This window comes from Streptomyces sp. NBC_01429 (assembly GCF_036231945.1).
Taxonomy (GTDB): domain Bacteria; phylum Actinomycetota; class Actinomycetes; order Streptomycetales; family Streptomycetaceae; genus Streptomyces.
This window is the reverse complement of record NZ_CP109599.1, coordinates 3124388-3138748: the sequence shown is the minus strand read 5'-3', so window position 1 is coordinate 3138748 and position 14361 is coordinate 3124388. Positions and strand designations below refer to the sequence as shown.

The window sequence follows — 14361 nt, the reverse complement described above, 5'->3', positions numbered from 1 at the left end:
TGGGCTCACCGCCCGTGCTCCTCGGCCTTTTCGCGACGCGCGATGAGCTGTCCGAATTGGATGCTGCACAACTCAACTTGCGTGGGCGTGAGGATGAGTACCGACTCGGACCTGCCGCCGTCCTCATGATGGACCCAAACCGGCAGCGCGGCTTGCCGTGCGCGGTGGTCGTAGAGCACATCCTGCTGCATGGGGCTGACGTGCGTGACCGGTACGGGGACGTGGCGCAGAGTGCTGCCGTCGGACCTGGCCGACCAGTTCTGTCCGCCTCCCGGCGGGCGCAGGTGGTAGGACGCCGAGGTTTCGCTCGGCAGGGTGACAACGACGCCGATGCGTCCTCCCTGCGCGAGGTCGGATGCGAGATCGCCGAGTCGCGGGTGGAACGGGACGCCTGCGCCTAACTCGACGTCCCGCACTGGTAGTTGTTTCGAGGGCTGTTCGGCCATGCACCGAAGCTAGGGGCAGGACGGCAGCCGAATATGAACTGGAGGAATATCACTCTCATTCGTCGAGGCGAAAGCGGTCTGACATGCGGCGCAGCTTCTCGCGGGTGGCCGCTCGTTCGGCGTAGACGATGCTCCGCAGGGTTGATCGCGCGATGGGATGGTTGCGGATGAGTTGAGGCGCGACGCGCTCGGCCGTTTCCAACTCGTTCAACGCCTTGTCCCGGTTGCCGTCCCAGAGCCACGCTCGGGCGAGGTCCATGTGATGGTGACCCTGCCGGGAGTTGGGGAGTGCCGCGACCAGCTCGGGGCTGGTGCGCCGATTTATGGCCAGAGCCTTGCGCTGCTCCCGCATCTCCAGGGTGACACTGATCGCGTGAATCTGGACGTTGCCCGGTGAGAATGTGAGCGAATGCCGGTCGTGGACCGGGGGTCCGGCGTAATCGCCCAGTCGATTGGCCGCGGCCTTCGCATGCTCGATGCGATCCTCGGCTTCCGCTCGGCGCCCGCCCCGTGCCGCTGATACAGCCGCGCGCAGTTGAAGTGATCCCCACGCGCGAACTGCGAGAGGTTCGCCCTGGTCGTAAGCTTGTTGGACGCTGTGAATCGCTTTGTCCGAGAGGGCGACGGCGTCCGCCCAATCCGCAGTTGCCCACATGTCCCATACGCGCATCCAGTCGGCCACAGCGGGCATGACGGAGTCGCCGGACATGCGGGCGGACCATGCGGCCCGCTCGCACGACATCGCGATCAACTCGGGGTGTCCGAGGGCGTGTGCGGCGGTATGCGCGAACTTGCAGCACACGGCGTAGATCGCGAACGCTTCCTCGTGCTCGTGGCCGGTGGATACCTCGGCAAGGGCGCGTGCTTCCCGGAACAGGTCGGGAAGGACTTGAATAATCGCTACGTTCGCCGCTGCGTCGCGGAGGCGGTGCAGGCGGGTGGTCTCCTGCCAGAGCTGACCGGCCGACCGTGGGGTACCGTCAAAGACGGGCGAGAGGTCGTACCGGCGCAGTTCGCGCAGGATGGACGACGCGGCGACCTGCCACTGATTCCCGTCGGGTGAGCTGTTGTAGGGGCGCCCGATCAGGTCATTGGGGTGCACGTGCAACTCGGTCGCGAGCAGGTTGAGCAGACCGACACGGTCGAGCTCGATCAGGCCGCGTTCCATCTTCGACACCCATCCTTGAGACTTCCCCAGGGCGGCGGCGAGGTCGGCCTGAGGCATCCCGAGACGGAGCCGCGCACGACGGGCGCGGCGGCCGATCTCCTCGGCTTCTTCCAACATCAGCGCGCCTCCCTGGCGATGAGGCACCGGCGGCGTTCAAGCGGTCGGTGAGGCATCCGTGCTCCATCCGTGGGGGCTCATACCGCAGAACGGTACCCATGGCGCACGGCGGGTGTGGAGGTCTGCCGGGAGGAGAAGCCTCGGAGCATCGGTAGAGCGGCCTCCGAGCCACGGCGCCGGTGCGGTGACGCGGGCGCCCTGTGGCGCAGGCCACAAGCGAAACGGTTTCGTTTCGCTGAGGCATGGGGTTATCTTCGTACTGTACGAAACCGTTTCGTTCGGATCGGGAAGGACCGGCCATGGCACGCAGCAGACTCACGCCCGAGCGCGAGGCCGAGCTGTACGCCGCCGTGCTGGACCTCCTGCGCGAGGTCGGTTACGACGCCCTCACCATGGACGCCGTCGCCGCCCGTACCCACTCCAGCAAGGCCACCCTCTACCGCCAGTGGGGGAGCAAGGCCGAGCTGGTCGTCCGGGCGATGCGGAGCAGCAAGCCGTTGCACATGGGCCGGATCGACACCGGTTCGCTGCGCGGGGACTTCCTCGCCATGGTGTCGCACGTCGACGACTGTCAGGTGGAGAAGGACGCCGCGCTGATGCGGGGTCTGTTCCACGCCGTGCACGACAATCCCGATCTGTACCAGGCGTTGCGGGAGCTGCTCGTCGAGCCCGAGATCGACGGGCTCCGGACGCTGCTCCGGCGTGCCGTGGACCGCGGGGAGATCCCCGCGGACAGTCCCGCGCTGAAATATGTCACCCACATGCTGGTCGGCGCCTTCGCCGCCCGGCAGCTGATCGAGGGACTGCCGCCGGACCAGGCGTTCCTCGCTCATTACGTCGACGCCGTCGTCTTCCCCGCCCTCGGCGTCTGATCTTCGGAAGCATCCGTACCACCCGTAGTGTCCCCAGCACTTCGCAGTACCTGACGCGTACCGCTCTGCCGTCGGGCCGGCTCCCCATGCCCTGTTCGTTCCTTAGACCCGGGAGTACGCCCTCGTGGCCACGTTCCTCTACAAGCTCGGCCGGCTCGCCTTCCGGCGCCGCCACTATGTCGCCCTGGTGTGGGTGGCGCTGCTGGCGCTCGCCGGAGTCGGCGCCGCCTCCGCGTCCACCGCCACCTCCAGCTCCTTCTCCATACCGGGGACGGAGGCGCAGAAAGCATTCGACCTCCTGGAACAGCGCTTCCCCGGAGCCAGCGCCGATGGCGCGACCGCCCGGGTCGTCTTCAAGGCGCCCGGCGACGAGAAGATGTCCGAAGCGGGCCACAAGGCCGAGGTCGGCAAGATCGTCAAGGAGCTGACGGACAGCTCGAAGCAGGTCGCCTCGGTGACCGACCCGTACAAGGCGGGCGGCCTGTCCGAGGACGGTACGACGGCCTACATCCAGGTCGCGTACAAGGTCAGCGGGATGGAGCTGACCGACGCGACCCGTACCGCGCTCGAAGAGGCCGGCACCGACGCCCGGGACCAGGGGCTGACGGTGGAGATCGGCGGTGACGCGCTCCAGGTCATGCCGGAGACCGGTGCCACCGAGATCATCGGGGTGGCGATCGCGGCCGTCGTGCTCGTGATCACCTTCGGCTCGCTGATCGCGGCCGGACTGCCGCTGCTGACCGCCCTCATCGGCGTCGGCGTCGGTATCGCCACCATCACCGCGCTCGCCAACGTGCTGGATCTGGGCTCGACCACCTCCACCCTCGCGATGATGATCGGGCTCGCGGTCGGGATCGACTACGCGCTGTTCATCGTCTCCCGCTACCGCAACGAACTGTCCGAGGGCCGCGACCGCGAGGAAGCGGCCGGACGGGCCGTCGGTACGGCGGGTTCCGCCGTGGTCTTCGCCGGGCTCACCGTCGTGATCGCGCTCGTCGGCCTCGCCGTCGTCAACATCCCGATGCTCACCAAGATGGGCTTCGCCGCCGCAGGTACGGTCGTGATCGCCGTCCTCATCGCGCTCACCCTCATCCCGGCCCTGCTCGGTTTCGCCGGCAAGCGGGTGCACGGACGCAAGCAGCGCGCGGCGCTGGAGAACAAGGCCGCCCGTACGGCCGGAGGCCAGGAGCAGGACGAGGAGAAGCCCAACATGGGCACCCGCTGGGCGCGTTTCGTCCTGCGCAAGCCGGTCACCGTCCTGGTCACGGCCGTCGTGGGGCTCGGCGTCATCGCCGTCCCGGCCGCCTCGCTGGAGCTGGGTCTGCCCGACGACGGCTCACAGCCGACCAGCACCACCCAGCGCAAGGCGTACGACCTGCTCTCCGACGGCTTCGGCCCCGGTTTCAACGGGCCGCTGATGGTCGTGGTCGACGGCAAGGCCGAGAACAACGCCAAGGCGGCGGCCACCAAGGTCTCCGACAGCATCAAGAAGATGGACGCCGCCGCGGTCGTCACCCCGCCCGCCCTCAACAAGGCGGGCGACACCGCGACCATCACGGTGATCCCCAAGGACCGTCCCTCCTCCGTCAAGACCGAGGACCTGGTCCACTCCATCCGTGACACCGGGTCCACGGTGCAGTCGGACGACGGGGCCGAAGTCCTGGTCACCGGCGCCACCGCGATGAACATCGACTTCTCGCAGAAGATGAACGACGCGCTCATCCCGTACCTCGCGCTCGTCGTCGGCCTCGCGTTCCTGCTGCTGATGCTCGTCTTCCGCTCGGTGCTGGTGCCCCTCAAGGCAGCGCTCGGCTTCCTGCTCTCCGTGGTCGCCGCGCTCGGCGCGGTCGTCGCGGTCTTCCAGTGGGGCTGGCTCGGGGGCCTGTTCGGGGTCGAGCAGACCGGTCCGATCATGTCGATGATGCCGATCTTCATGGTGGGCGTGGTCTTCGGTCTCGCCATGGACTACGAGGTCTTCCTCGTCACTCGGATGCGTGAGGCGTACGTCCACGGCGAGCAGCCGGGCGAGGCGGTCGTCACCGGCTTCCGGCACGGCGCCCGGGTGGTCGTCGCCGCCGCCGTCATCATGATCGCCGTCTTCGCGGGCTTCATCGGCTCCAGCGAGTCGATGATCAAGATGATCGGCTTCGGGCTCGCCATCGCCGTCTTCTTCGACGCCTTCGTGGTCCGGATGGCCATCGTGCCCGCCGTGCTCGCGCTGCTCGGGAAGCGGGCCTGGTGGCTGCCGCGCTGGCTGGACCGGCTGCTGCCCAACGTGGACGTGGAGGGCGAGGCGCTCCAGAAGACGCTGGCCGGCTCCTCCGGCGCCGGGGACGGCCCCGACGGCGGCCCGGGTGCCGCCCGCGAGCTGGTGCGCGCCTGATCCACCGATAGCTCCGGGGCCGCCGCCAGAGCGGTGCACGGCCCCGGACACGCACCGGCGCCGTGGGGACGGGAGCCGGAGCGGAACACGCGGCCCGGTCGCACACCTCGGTGGGGGGTGTGGACCGGGCCGCTGTCCTGTCCGGGGGCTGCCGCTCCGGGTGCTTCCAGCCGGGAGCTGTCCGTTCGCGCACGGCCGGGCGGGGCGCGGGCGGGGGCGCGGGCGGGGGCGCTGGCTCAGCTTCGGTGCAGCAGCTTGCTCAGCTCGTTCTCCACCTCGATGTCCTGCCGCTCCTCGCCGGCCGGGACCAGCGCGTACGAGTTCCTCAGGAACCGGCGCAGCGGCGCCGAGTCGAACTGCACCACCGCGACCCCGTCGGGCGAGTGGAACTCCATCACGGTCTGTGCCCGGCCGCAGGGCCACACCTGGACGTCGCCGTTGCCCGAGGGCAGCCGCAGGCCGGATTCGAGGAGGTCGCGGGCGAAGGCCCAGACCACTTCGCCGCGCTCGCGGTCCAGGGAGACCTCGGGCGGGAACACGATACGCATGGCCAGCGGATCCGCGCCGTCGTAGCGGAGAGTCACGGAGACGGTCCTGGGGTGGGGGGCGTCGGTGATGAGGCGGGCCTTGGCGGGCTGTTCGACGACGGGTGACATCGAATCGCTCCTCGGCGTATCGGTCTATCTCGGTTTATCGAGCATTTAGGACTTAATCCTACAAACTCTGTCAATTCGTACGGAATCTTGTGCGGAACCGCAACCGGTCCACTCGCATGTCACTCGCTCTTGCGAAGTGTTCGCAAGAGGGCTCTATTATCGGACGGTTCACCGCCGCACGGTCCTCGCGGCACCACCGTCCTCGCGGCAACAGGGAGCGGAGCCCCGACATGCATGTGCCCGACGGATTCATCAACGTCCCCGTCTCGGTCGCCACCGGCGCCGTCGCGGCGGGCGCCGTCGCCGTCAGCCTGCGCGGCGCCCGCCGCGAGCTGGACGAGCGCACCGCGCCCCTCGCCGGACTCGTCGCCGCCTTCGTCTTCGCCGTACAGATGCTGAACTTCCCGGTGGCCGCCGGGACGAGCGGGCATCTGCTGGGCGGGGCGCTCGCGGCGATACTCGTCGGCCCGTACACCGGCGTCCTCTGTATCTCGGTCGTCCTGCTCATGCAGGGCATCCTCTTCGCGGACGGTGGGCTCACCGCGCTCGGTGTGAACATCACCGACATGGCCGTGGTGACCACCGTCGTCGCGTACGCGCTCTTCCGGGGCCTGGTCAAGGTCCTGCCCCGCACCCGCCGCTCGGTCACCGCCGCGTCCTTCGTCGCCGCGCTGGTCTCCGTACCGGCCGCCGCGCTCGCCTTCACCGCGATGTACGCGCTCGGCGGGACCACGGACATCCCGATCGGCAAGGTGCTGACCGCGATGGTCGGCGTCCATGTGCTGATCGGCATTGGCGAGGCCGTGATCACGGCGCTGACCGTCGGCGCCGTCCTCGCCGTACGCCCCGACCTGGTGTACGGGGCGCGGGGGCTGACCGCGCCGCTCAAGCTGCGGGTGGGCGGGGAGCTGGTCGACGCGGCGCCGGAGCCCGCGGCCGTGCCTGTGCCCGCCGCCCCGGTGGCGGCGGGCCCGGTGGCCGCGCGCTCCACCCGCGCGTTCTGGGCCACCGGCCTGGTCACCGCGCTCGTCCTGGCCGGGTTCGTCTCCTTCTACGCGTCGTCCAGCCCAGACGGCCTGGAGAAGGTCGCCGCCGACCAGGGCATCGACAAGAAGACCGAGCCGCACCACACCGACGACTCCCCGCTGGCCGGCTACGGCGTCAAGGACATCGCCGACGGCCGGATCTCCGGCGGCCTCGCGGGGGTGATCGGCGTCGGCGCCACCGTCGCCGTCGGCAGCGGGATCTTCTGGGTGGTGCGCCGCAGGCGCGGCGCCCAGGAGGCCGGCCAGGTCCCCGCCGGGACCGTCTGACATGGGCGCGGGCCACGCCCACAAGCTCTACCGGCACGGCCACTCGCCGGTCCACGCGCTTCCCCCGCACTGCAAGCTCGCCGCCGTCTTCTGCTTCGTCGTGGTGGTGGTCTCCACCCCGCGCGAGGCCGTATGGGCGTTCGCGCTGTACGCCGTGCTGCTCGCGACGGTCGCCGCCGTGGCCCGGATCCCGGCCGGATTCCTGCTGCGGCGGCTGTTGATCGAGATCCCGTTCGTGGCCTTCGCCGTCCTGATGCCCTTCGTCGTCCCCGGCGAGCAGGTGACGTTCCTCGGCCTGTCGCTCAGCGTCCCCGGCCTCTGGGGCGCCTGGAACGTCCTGGCCAAGGGGACGCTGGGCGTGGCCGCCTCCGTGATCCTCGCCTCCACCACCGAGCTGCGCGCGCTGCTGCTCGGCCTCCAGCGGCTGCGGCTTCCGCCGCTGCTCGTGCAGATCGCGTCCTTCATGATCCGCTACGGCGATGTGATCACCGACGAGATGCGCCGGATGTCGATCGCCCGGCGCTCACGCGGCTTCGAGGCGAGCGGTCCGCGCCACTGGGGCGTGCTGGCGAAGTCGGCGGGCGCGCTGTTCATCCGCTCGTACGAGCGCGGTGAGCGCGTGCATCTGGCGATGGTGAGCCGGGGGTACAGGGGCACCATGCCGGTCATCGACGAGGTGACGGCCGACCGGACGCAGTGGGCGTACGCGGCGGCCCTCCCCGTATCGGCGCTCGCGGTCTGTCTGCTTGGCTGGACGCTATGACAGCTCCCACCGCGTCGCCGTCGCCGTCGCTGCCGCCGTCGCTGGAAGTGCGCGGGCTCGCGTACGCCTATCCCGACGGCCATCAGGCCCTGTTCGGCGTCGACCTGACCGTCGGCCGCGGCGAGCGGGTGGCGCTGCTCGGTCCCAACGGCGCCGGCAAGACCACGCTCGTCCTGCACCTCAACGGCATCCTCACGGCGGGCGCCGGTACGGTCGCGGTCGCCGGGCTGCCCGTCGCGAAGCGGAACCTGGCGGAGATCCGGCGCCGGGTCGGCATCGTCTTCCAGGACCCGGACGACCAGCTGTTCATGCCGACCGTACGGGAGGACGTGGCCTTCGGCCCGGCCGCCGCCGGGCTGCGCGGCGCCGAACTGGAGGCGCGGGTCGTCGCCGCGCTGAAACAGGTCGGGATGGCGCGGTACGCGGACCGCCCGCCGCACCACCTCTCCTTCGGCCAGCGCCGCCGGGTCGCGGTGGCGACCGTACTGGCGATGGAGCCGGAGATCCTCGTCCTGGACGAGCCCTCGTCCAACCTGGACCCGGCCTCCCGGCGTGAACTGGCCGACATCCTGCGGTCGTTGGACATCACCGTGCTGATGGTCACGCACGATCTGCCGTACGCGCTCGAACTCTGCCCGCGCGCGGTGATCCTCAGCGAGGGCACGATCACGGCTGACGGCCCGACGGGCGCGCTGCTGTCCGACGACCAACTGATGCGCGCACACCGCCTGGAGCTGCCGTTCGGCTTCGACCCGGGGGCGGTACGGGCCCATTGACGCCCCTGCCAGGGGCGTCGCCGGGCCCGTCGGTGGAAGATCGGTACGGTTACCGGCTCCAGTCGACCGGGACCACGTTCCGCTTGAGCGTACGGTCGCTGAAGAGCGTGCTCCCGAGCGGCACCCAGTCGGTTCCGACGGTGATCGCGCCGTGTGCGGTGGCCGGGGTGTGGATGCCGTCCCCGGGCAGTACGGCGTCGTAGCCGGACAGCAGTTCCTGGACGGTGCCGGGGCCGAGATTCTCCGGCGCGGCGACCCCGGCGATGCCGTTGTAGTTGGTGTGGGCGGCCCCGAGCAGCCGGCCGCCGGCGGTGTAGAACTGGACAAGCGCGCCCCGGACGGGCTGCCCGGTGACGGCGTCGACGACGAGCGCGCCGAGGTTCTCCAGCTGCATCTGTGTGACGTTCAACGTGCCCTGGGTGGCTGCGATGTTGACCGGCCGCAGGCTGGGGCACTCCACCCCGCCGCACTGCGCTGCCGGCGCGGGCGCCGCCGCCGCGACGGCGCCGCCTCCCATCCCCAGCGACGCCAGAGCCGCCGCCACCACTGTGACGGTCTTACGAACCGTAGATGCCATGTCCACTCCCCAAAGTGCGATGGGTACCGCCCTCGGTCGGTCAGTCGGTCAGTCGGGCGGGCGGTGCGATGGAGCGTATGGGCCCCGGACCGGACCGGCCGGGTGTCAAGCAGGAGTTCGCACCATCTGATGAACTGACGGCGGGACGGTGACGAACGCGTTCGAGGTGGCCCCGGGGTGGGTGGGTGGCGCGGGTTGTGGGGATGGGGGCCGCCCCTCCTGCTGTGAGTGTCGTGTCTCCGGGGCAGGTGTAAAGGGCGCTCCTGCGTCGCGTCGCCGCGCGATGGGCTGTGCCCACCCTTGGCACCTGTCCCGGAGTCGCAAGTGCAGGTGCGGGAGGGGCGGCCGGGGGGTGGGGGTTGCCCAAGAGACCGGCCGGGCTGCCACTCGGTTCAGGGTCTGGCGGGTGGGTGGGCCCTGCGGGGCTGCGCGGCAGTGGGATGGGGTGGTGGCGCGCCGTCTCGGCGGCTGACGGTCTGCTGTTTGCTGGGACACATGCCCCGCTGGGCGCCGTGGTGTGGGTTGTGGGGTTGGTGGGGTGCTTGTGGCGGTAAGTGGGCTTCCGGAGGCCGTCTTTGCGTCCGGATGGGCTCCTTATGCACCTCAGGACACATGTACCGTCCGGAGGGCCCTCCAGCCGCCCATCAAAACGCCCCAAAAGGGGCGTATGGACAGGGTTGGGCTCCATGATCCCGAAGACTGTGACGTCACGGCCGTCTGGCGGGTCCGAAGTGGCTCTAACGTCACACTTCTCGCTCCCGGGCGCCGCCCGGAGGCCCCCGGATCGGTCCGAGGTCCCGGCCGGACATCAACTCCCGCCCACCTTCCGGGTACCACAGCGCAACGGTGACCAGCGGGGCATGTACGGGCAACGCCCCCGACCGCGCATGGAGGTGCGCGTCCATGGCCTCAGTTCCCCAACCCCCCTGCCCCGAGCCCCCCTTCGGGCCCGTGCTGCACGAGGACCGGCTGAACTACGCCCCCGTCGCCGGCAGTGTCACCCTCGCCAGACACCGGGCCGTGCAGCTGGTGACCGAGTGGGGGTATCCCGAACTCGCCTGGTCCGTGGGGCTGGTGGTCTCCGAGTTGGGCACCAACGCCCTGATGCACGGCTGCATCCGAGGCAGGCTGTTTCAGGTGCGGAACGTCCTGCGGGCCGGCACTCTGCGCGTCGAGGTCGGTGATCCGCGTGGGGAGCGGCTGCCGTACGCGCGGTCCCGGCCGAGGGTGAGTGTTTCGGGCGGGGGCTCCGGATCGTCGCGGAGGTCGCGGACCGGTGGGGTACGGAGCCCCGGTGCGTGGGGAAGACCGTGTTCGCCGAGTTCGATGTCCGCGATGTCCGCAACGGCGGTGGGACGACCGGTGGTTGAGCCCGTCAGTGACGTGCGGCTCTGGGGGGTCGTCGCGCTCGGCCTGAGCTTTCTGGTGCTCGTGGTGACCGTCCTGTGGGCGGCCTGGTCGTCCTCCGACTCCGCCGATCCGGACGACGAGGCACGGGCGTTGCTCATGGCGGTCGAGACGGGCGTGACAGGTGCGTCGGGTGCGCTGGGCGCCGTCTACGCGTACACCTGCCACTGCCACCGCGCGCCGGTCCTCGTGACCGTACCGGCCGGTGAGCTGCCCCGGCCGCGTGGGTGGGGGCGGGTGTGACGCAGCCCTGTCGTGCCACCGGCCGCCGTGTGCCGGGGCCGGTGGCACGACCGTCACGTCAGCAGTACTGCGCCTGCTTGCCGATGGAGCGGTACATGCAGTCCGCGTTCTCCATCAGCTGGAGCACCGCGTCGCGGTTGCGGCTCGTTTCGCGGGTGATCACCGAGGCGGGCGGATAGAAGCCGCCGGACGAACTCGTCCTCGGGTACATCTCGAAGGTGTACGCGAAGATCTTGTGCGTGCCCCACAGCCAGTCGTCGATCGACCCGTCCGTGATGTAGAGGTCGCTGGACTGCTCGGGCGTGTAGCCGTTGCTCGCGGCCATCTTCTGGCCGACGGTCGCGAACGCGTTGCGGTCGTCGGCGGTCATTCCGGTGGTGGTGTCGGCGGTGGTGTAGCCGAACGGCCAGAGCACCAGCTCGCTGTAGGTGTGGAAGTCGATCGCGGCCTTGATCTGCTGGGTGCCGCCCACGACCCGGCTGCGCACGAAGTCCGCCACGACCTTCACCTCGGGCGCGGACTCGGCGGCGCTGCCCCGGTAGGTCTCCGAGGAGGCGGTGCCGGAGGAGCCGCCGCAGCAGCCCCAGCGGTAGGCCCAGTTGCGGTTGAGGTCCGTACCCACGGCGGTGGAGCCGGAGTTGGGCTGGCGGTTCTTGCGCCAGCTGCGGTAGGAGCCGGTGGCGATGTCGTACTCGCCGCCGTCCGGGTTGAGGTCCGGGATGATCCAGATCTCACGGGTATCGAGCAGCGTGGTGATCCGGGAATCGGTGCCGTAGCCGGAGGTCAGCTCCTTGAGCAGATACAGCGCCATCTCCACGGTGAGGTGCTCGCGCGCGTGCTGATGGTGGGTGAAGAGGATCTCGGGCTCGTTCTCGTCGACCGCCACATTGCGGCTGATCTTGAGGGCGACGATGTTCCGGCCCTGGTACGAGGTGCCGATGACGCGCTGGCTCGCGAGGGACGGATTGGCCGCGATGACGGAGCTGATCTCGGCCGTCATTTCGGCGTAGTTGTGATACGCCGAGTCGGCCGGCGGGAAGTCGTACGGCGTGACGACGTCACCCCCCGTACGGTCGGGGACCGCGCCCAGCGCCGTGGGCTCGTAGCCCAGCGCGCGCAACTCGGCCAGCTGGCCCGGGCCCGCGGAGACGACCACGCGCTCGTCGTCGGACTCGTCGATGCTCACGCCGGTCCTGGCGAGCGCGGTGCGCGTCGCTGACGTGGCGTGCAGCTGGATCTCGTACTGCCGGGTGTCCTGCCCGCCCGCGGCCGTGGTGGAGCCGGGCGGCCGGGGGCCGGCCGACGCGGTGGTGGCGGCGGTCGTGGCGGTGGCGGCGAGCCCGAGGGTCAGGAGCAGTGCCGCGGCCAGGGTCGCCGGCCGTCTGCGGCCGGTGCCGCCGATTCCGCGTAATCGCGTGCGCATGAAACCTCCAGGGGGTGTGGAGTGGCGGGGGTCATCCTGGAGGTGTGGCATGCCCCGGTCAAGAGGGCGCTTCCGGTCGGGGCGGCCCGGCCGGGAGGGGCCGGGCGGCCGGCGGGAATGCTGCACCATAGAGGGGGCCACGCCGCCGGGGCGGGGCGGGACGACGGCAGGGGTGCGGGCGTGGACGTCCAGGGCACGGTGGAGGCGGGCTTCGAGCCGGTCAGGGACGCTTTCGTACGGAACTTCGACCGGCTGGGCGAACAGGGCGCGGCGGTCGCCGTCTACCGGGACGGCCACAAGGTCGTGGACCTCTGGGCGGGCACCCGTGATGTCGCCCCGACAGCCGCTGACGCGGGGGCGGACGGGGCGGGGACCGGTGACCCGGCGCCCTGGGCGCTGGACACGGCGCAGGTCGTCCGGTCGGCCACCAAGGGCATCGCCGCCGCCGTACCGCTGCTCCTGCACCAGCGCGGCCAGATCGACCTGGACGCGCCGGTCGGCACGTACTGGCCCGAGTTCAAGGCCGCGGGCAAGGAACGGGTGCTCGTACGGCATCTGCTGTCGCACCGCGCGGGCGTGCCCGTACTGGACCGGCCGCTCACCCCGGCGCAGGCGCTCGACGGCGAGTCGGGTCCGGCTGCCCTGGCAGCGCAGAGCCCCGCTTGGGAGCCCGGCACCGACCACGGCTACCACGCGCACACCTACAGCTGGCTGATGTCCGAGCTGGTCAGACGGGTGACGGGCCGGTCCGTCGGCCGGTGGATCGCCGAGGAGATCGCCCGTCCGCTGGGGCTCGACTTCTGGGTCGGGCTGCCCGCCGAGGAGGCCCACCGGGTGGGCCGGATCGGCCCGGTGGAGGAGCCCACCGCCGTCGGGGGCGCGCTCAGGCTGCGGCCCAAGCGGTCCGTCTCGGCCGCGTACGGGGACGCCGGGTCGCTGACGCGGCGGGCCTTCGCCGTCATCGATCCGCTGCCGGACGAGAACGACCCGGCCTACCGCGCCGCCGAACTCCCGGCCTCCGGCGGCATCTCGACCGCCCGCGCGCTGGCCCGCTGCTACGCGGCGATGATCGGCCCGGTCGACGGCCACCGCCTCTTCGCGCCCGCGACGCTGACCCTGGCCCGTACGGAGGAGTCGGCGGGCCCCGACCGCGTCCTGGTCGTCAGCACCCGCTTCGGCCTCGGCTTCATGCTGCACGGACCGGCGGCGCCGCTGCTCGGGCCCGGCTCCTTCGGCCACCCGGGACGCGGCGGCTCGCTCGGCTTCGCCGACCCGGAGTCGGGGATCGCGCTGGGCTACGTGACGAACGGGATGCGCAAGGGCGTGACGGCGGATCCGCGCGCCCAGGCACTGGTGCGGGCGGTGAAGGTGGCGACATCATCGCCGGATGAAGCCAACTGACGAGCGGTCCGACGAGAGCACCGGCGCGCGCACGGGCCGCAGACTCGACGGTTACGGGGTACTGATCACCGGAGCCGGGCGCGGCATCGGGGCGGCGACCGCGCGTCGGCTGGCCGCCGAGGGCGCCCGCGTCCTGGTCACGGACCGGGACGCGGAGCGGGCGGCGGCCACGGCCGAAACCGTCCCGGGCGCACGGTCGTTCGGCTGCGACGTGGCCGACCGCCCCTCGGTCGAGGCGGCGGTGGCGTACGCCGTCGAGCACTTCGGCTCCCTCGACGTCCTCGTCAACAACGCCCACTCGTGCACACCGGACGCCCCGCTGTTCGAGGACCAGCCCGACGACGCCTGGGCGCTGGACCTCGACATCACCCTGACCGGCGCCTTCCGGTGCGCCCGCGCCGCCCTCCCGTACCTGGTCGCGTCGGGCCGGGGCTCGATCGTCATGATCGGCTCCGTCAACGGCGCGCAGGACTTCGGCAACCACGCCTACAGCGCCGCCAAGGCGGGCCTCGCCGGTCTCACCCGTACCCTCTCCGGCCACGCCGCCCCGCGCGGCGTCCGCGTCAACCTGATCGAGCCCGGCACCATCCACACCCCCGCCTGGGCGGGCCGCGAGGCGGTGCTGGAGCGCGCGGCGGACCACTACCCGCTGGGCCGGGTGGGCACGCCGGACGACATCGCGTCGGCGGTCGCCTTCCTGGCGTCGGCGGACGCCTCATGGATCACCGGCGTCACCCTGCCGGTGGACGGGGGCATCCTGTCGAGCAACCTGGGGCTGCGGCGGGCGTTCAGGGGCTGAGACCGACCTGTGGCATG

The 14361-nt window shown here is 71.0% G+C and carries 13 protein-coding genes; 8 read left to right on the top strand and 5 right to left on the bottom strand.

Annotated features, from left to right (window positions below; all coding sequences use genetic code 11):
* Positions 1–5 precede the first annotated feature (5 nt).
* Together OG627_RS13290 and OG627_RS13285 are read right to left on the bottom strand one after the other, a co-directional pair.
* Positions 6–446 (bottom strand): hypothetical protein, encoded by a 441-nt coding sequence (locus OG627_RS13290; RefSeq protein ID WP_329064714.1) that lies wholly within the window; start codon positions 444–446, stop codon positions 6–8.
* Positions 447–501: 55 nt separating this feature from the next.
* On the bottom strand, positions 502–1731 hold the full coding sequence (locus tag OG627_RS13285) for a helix-turn-helix domain-containing protein (RefSeq protein WP_329064712.1): 1230 nt from the start codon (positions 1729–1731) through the stop codon (positions 502–504).
* A 299-nt stretch (positions 1732–2030) separates the two neighbouring features.
* Here OG627_RS13285 and OG627_RS13280 point away from each other — a divergent pair, with 299 nt between their 5' ends.
* Both OG627_RS13280 and OG627_RS13275 read left to right on the top strand, forming a co-directional pair.
* Positions 2031–2603: a TetR/AcrR family transcriptional regulator gene (locus OG627_RS13280; protein WP_329064710.1), complete on the top strand. Its 573-nt coding sequence runs from the start codon at positions 2031–2033 to the stop codon at positions 2601–2603.
* A 124-nt stretch (positions 2604–2727) separates the two neighbouring features.
* A complete protein-coding gene (locus tag OG627_RS13275; protein ID WP_329064708.1) occupies positions 2728–4986 on the top strand; it encodes an MMPL family transporter in 2259 nt (752 codons plus the stop codon).
* 236 nt (positions 4987–5222) lie between these two features.
* On the opposite strand, the gene OG627_RS13270 is transcribed toward OG627_RS13275, so the two are convergent.
* Positions 5223–5642 carry an SsgA family sporulation/cell division regulator gene (locus OG627_RS13270; RefSeq protein WP_329064705.1) on the bottom strand — a complete coding sequence of 140 codons (420 nt, stop codon included), beginning with the start codon at positions 5640–5642 and terminating at the stop codon, positions 5223–5225.
* 230 nt (positions 5643–5872) lie between these two features.
* Between OG627_RS13270 and OG627_RS13265 the strand changes: the two genes are divergently transcribed.
* The 3 genes from OG627_RS13265 to OG627_RS13255 are packed head-to-tail and all read left to right on the top strand — an operon-like array spanning position 5873 to position 8494.
* Positions 5873–6955: an energy-coupling factor ABC transporter permease gene (locus OG627_RS13265; protein WP_329064703.1), complete on the top strand. Its 1083-nt coding sequence runs from the start codon at positions 5873–5875 to the stop codon at positions 6953–6955.
* A gap of 1 nt (position 6956) precedes the next feature.
* Positions 6957–7718, top strand: coding sequence for a cobalt ECF transporter T component CbiQ (gene cbiQ, locus OG627_RS13260; protein ID WP_329064701.1), 762 nt, complete (start codon positions 6957–6959; stop codon positions 7716–7718).
* The gene (locus tag OG627_RS13255; protein ID WP_329064699.1) at positions 7715–8494 is read left to right on the top strand and encodes an energy-coupling factor ABC transporter ATP-binding protein; all 780 of its coding nucleotides are present in this window, start codon (positions 7715–7717) and stop codon (positions 8492–8494) included. The genes cbiQ and OG627_RS13255 overlap by 4 nt, the downstream gene beginning before the upstream one ends.
* A 49-nt stretch (positions 8495–8543) precedes the next feature.
* Here OG627_RS13255 and OG627_RS13250 read toward each other — a convergent pair whose 3' ends face one another.
* Complete coding sequence (locus OG627_RS13250; protein WP_329064697.1) at positions 8544–9071, bottom strand: hypothetical protein; 528 nt, start codon at positions 9069–9071, stop codon at positions 8544–8546.
* Positions 9072–9974: 903 nt separating this feature from the next.
* Between OG627_RS13250 and OG627_RS13245 the strand changes: the two genes are divergently transcribed.
* A complete protein-coding gene (locus OG627_RS13245) occupies positions 9975–10721 on the top strand; it encodes a hypothetical protein (RefSeq protein WP_329064695.1) in 747 nt (248 codons plus the stop codon).
* 58 nt (positions 10722–10779) lie between these two features.
* Here OG627_RS13245 and OG627_RS13240 read toward each other — a convergent pair whose 3' ends face one another.
* Positions 10780–12144, bottom strand: coding sequence for a M14 family metallopeptidase (locus tag OG627_RS13240; RefSeq protein WP_329064694.1), 1365 nt, complete (start codon positions 12142–12144; stop codon positions 10780–10782).
* Between the two features lie 180 nt (positions 12145–12324).
* On the opposite strand from OG627_RS13240, the gene OG627_RS13235 reads away from it, so the two are divergent.
* Together OG627_RS13235 and OG627_RS13230 are read left to right on the top strand one after the other, a co-directional pair.
* A complete protein-coding gene (locus tag OG627_RS13235; protein WP_329072621.1) occupies positions 12325–13545 on the top strand; it encodes a serine hydrolase domain-containing protein in 1221 nt (406 codons plus the stop codon).
* On the top strand, positions 13532–14344 hold the full coding sequence (locus tag OG627_RS13230) for an SDR family NAD(P)-dependent oxidoreductase (RefSeq protein ID WP_329064692.1): 813 nt from the start codon (positions 13532–13534) through the stop codon (positions 14342–14344). Before OG627_RS13235 ends, OG627_RS13230 begins: the two co-directional genes overlap by 14 nt.
* The last annotated feature ends 17 nt before the right edge of the window (positions 14345–14361 follow it).

What these genes read in the sequence shown, in the direction of transcription:
- OG627_RS13290 (WP_329064714.1), bottom strand. Translation starts at nt 446, where the DNA reads ATGGCCGAACAGCCCTCGAAACAACTACCAGTGCGGGACGTCGAGTTA.
- OG627_RS13285 (WP_329064712.1), bottom strand. Translation starts at nt 1,731, where the DNA reads ATGTTGGAAGAAGCCGAGGAGATCGGCCGCCGCGCCCGTCGTGCGCGG.
- OG627_RS13280 (WP_329064710.1), top strand. Translation starts at nt 2,031, where the DNA reads ATGGCACGCAGCAGACTCACGCCCGAGCGCGAGGCCGAGCTGTACGCC.
- OG627_RS13270 (WP_329064705.1), bottom strand. Translation starts at nt 5,642, where the DNA reads ATGTCACCCGTCGTCGAACAGCCCGCCAAGGCCCGCCTCATCACCGAC.
- OG627_RS13265 (WP_329064703.1), top strand. Translation starts at nt 5,873, where the DNA reads ATGCATGTGCCCGACGGATTCATCAACGTCCCCGTCTCGGTCGCCACC.
- cbiQ (WP_329064701.1), top strand. Translation starts at nt 6,957, where the DNA reads ATGGGCGCGGGCCACGCCCACAAGCTCTACCGGCACGGCCACTCGCCG.
- OG627_RS13255 (WP_329064699.1), top strand. Translation starts at nt 7,715, where the DNA reads ATGACAGCTCCCACCGCGTCGCCGTCGCCGTCGCTGCCGCCGTCGCTG.
- OG627_RS13250 (WP_329064697.1), bottom strand. Translation starts at nt 9,071, where the DNA reads ATGGCATCTACGGTTCGTAAGACCGTCACAGTGGTGGCGGCGGCTCTG.
- OG627_RS13245 (WP_329064695.1), top strand. Translation starts at nt 9,975, where the DNA reads ATGGCCTCAGTTCCCCAACCCCCCTGCCCCGAGCCCCCCTTCGGGCCC.
- OG627_RS13240 (WP_329064694.1), bottom strand. Translation starts at nt 12,144, where the DNA reads ATGCGCACGCGATTACGCGGAATCGGCGGCACCGGCCGCAGACGGCCG.
- OG627_RS13230 (WP_329064692.1), top strand. Translation starts at nt 13,532, where the DNA reads ATGAAGCCAACTGACGAGCGGTCCGACGAGAGCACCGGCGCGCGCACG.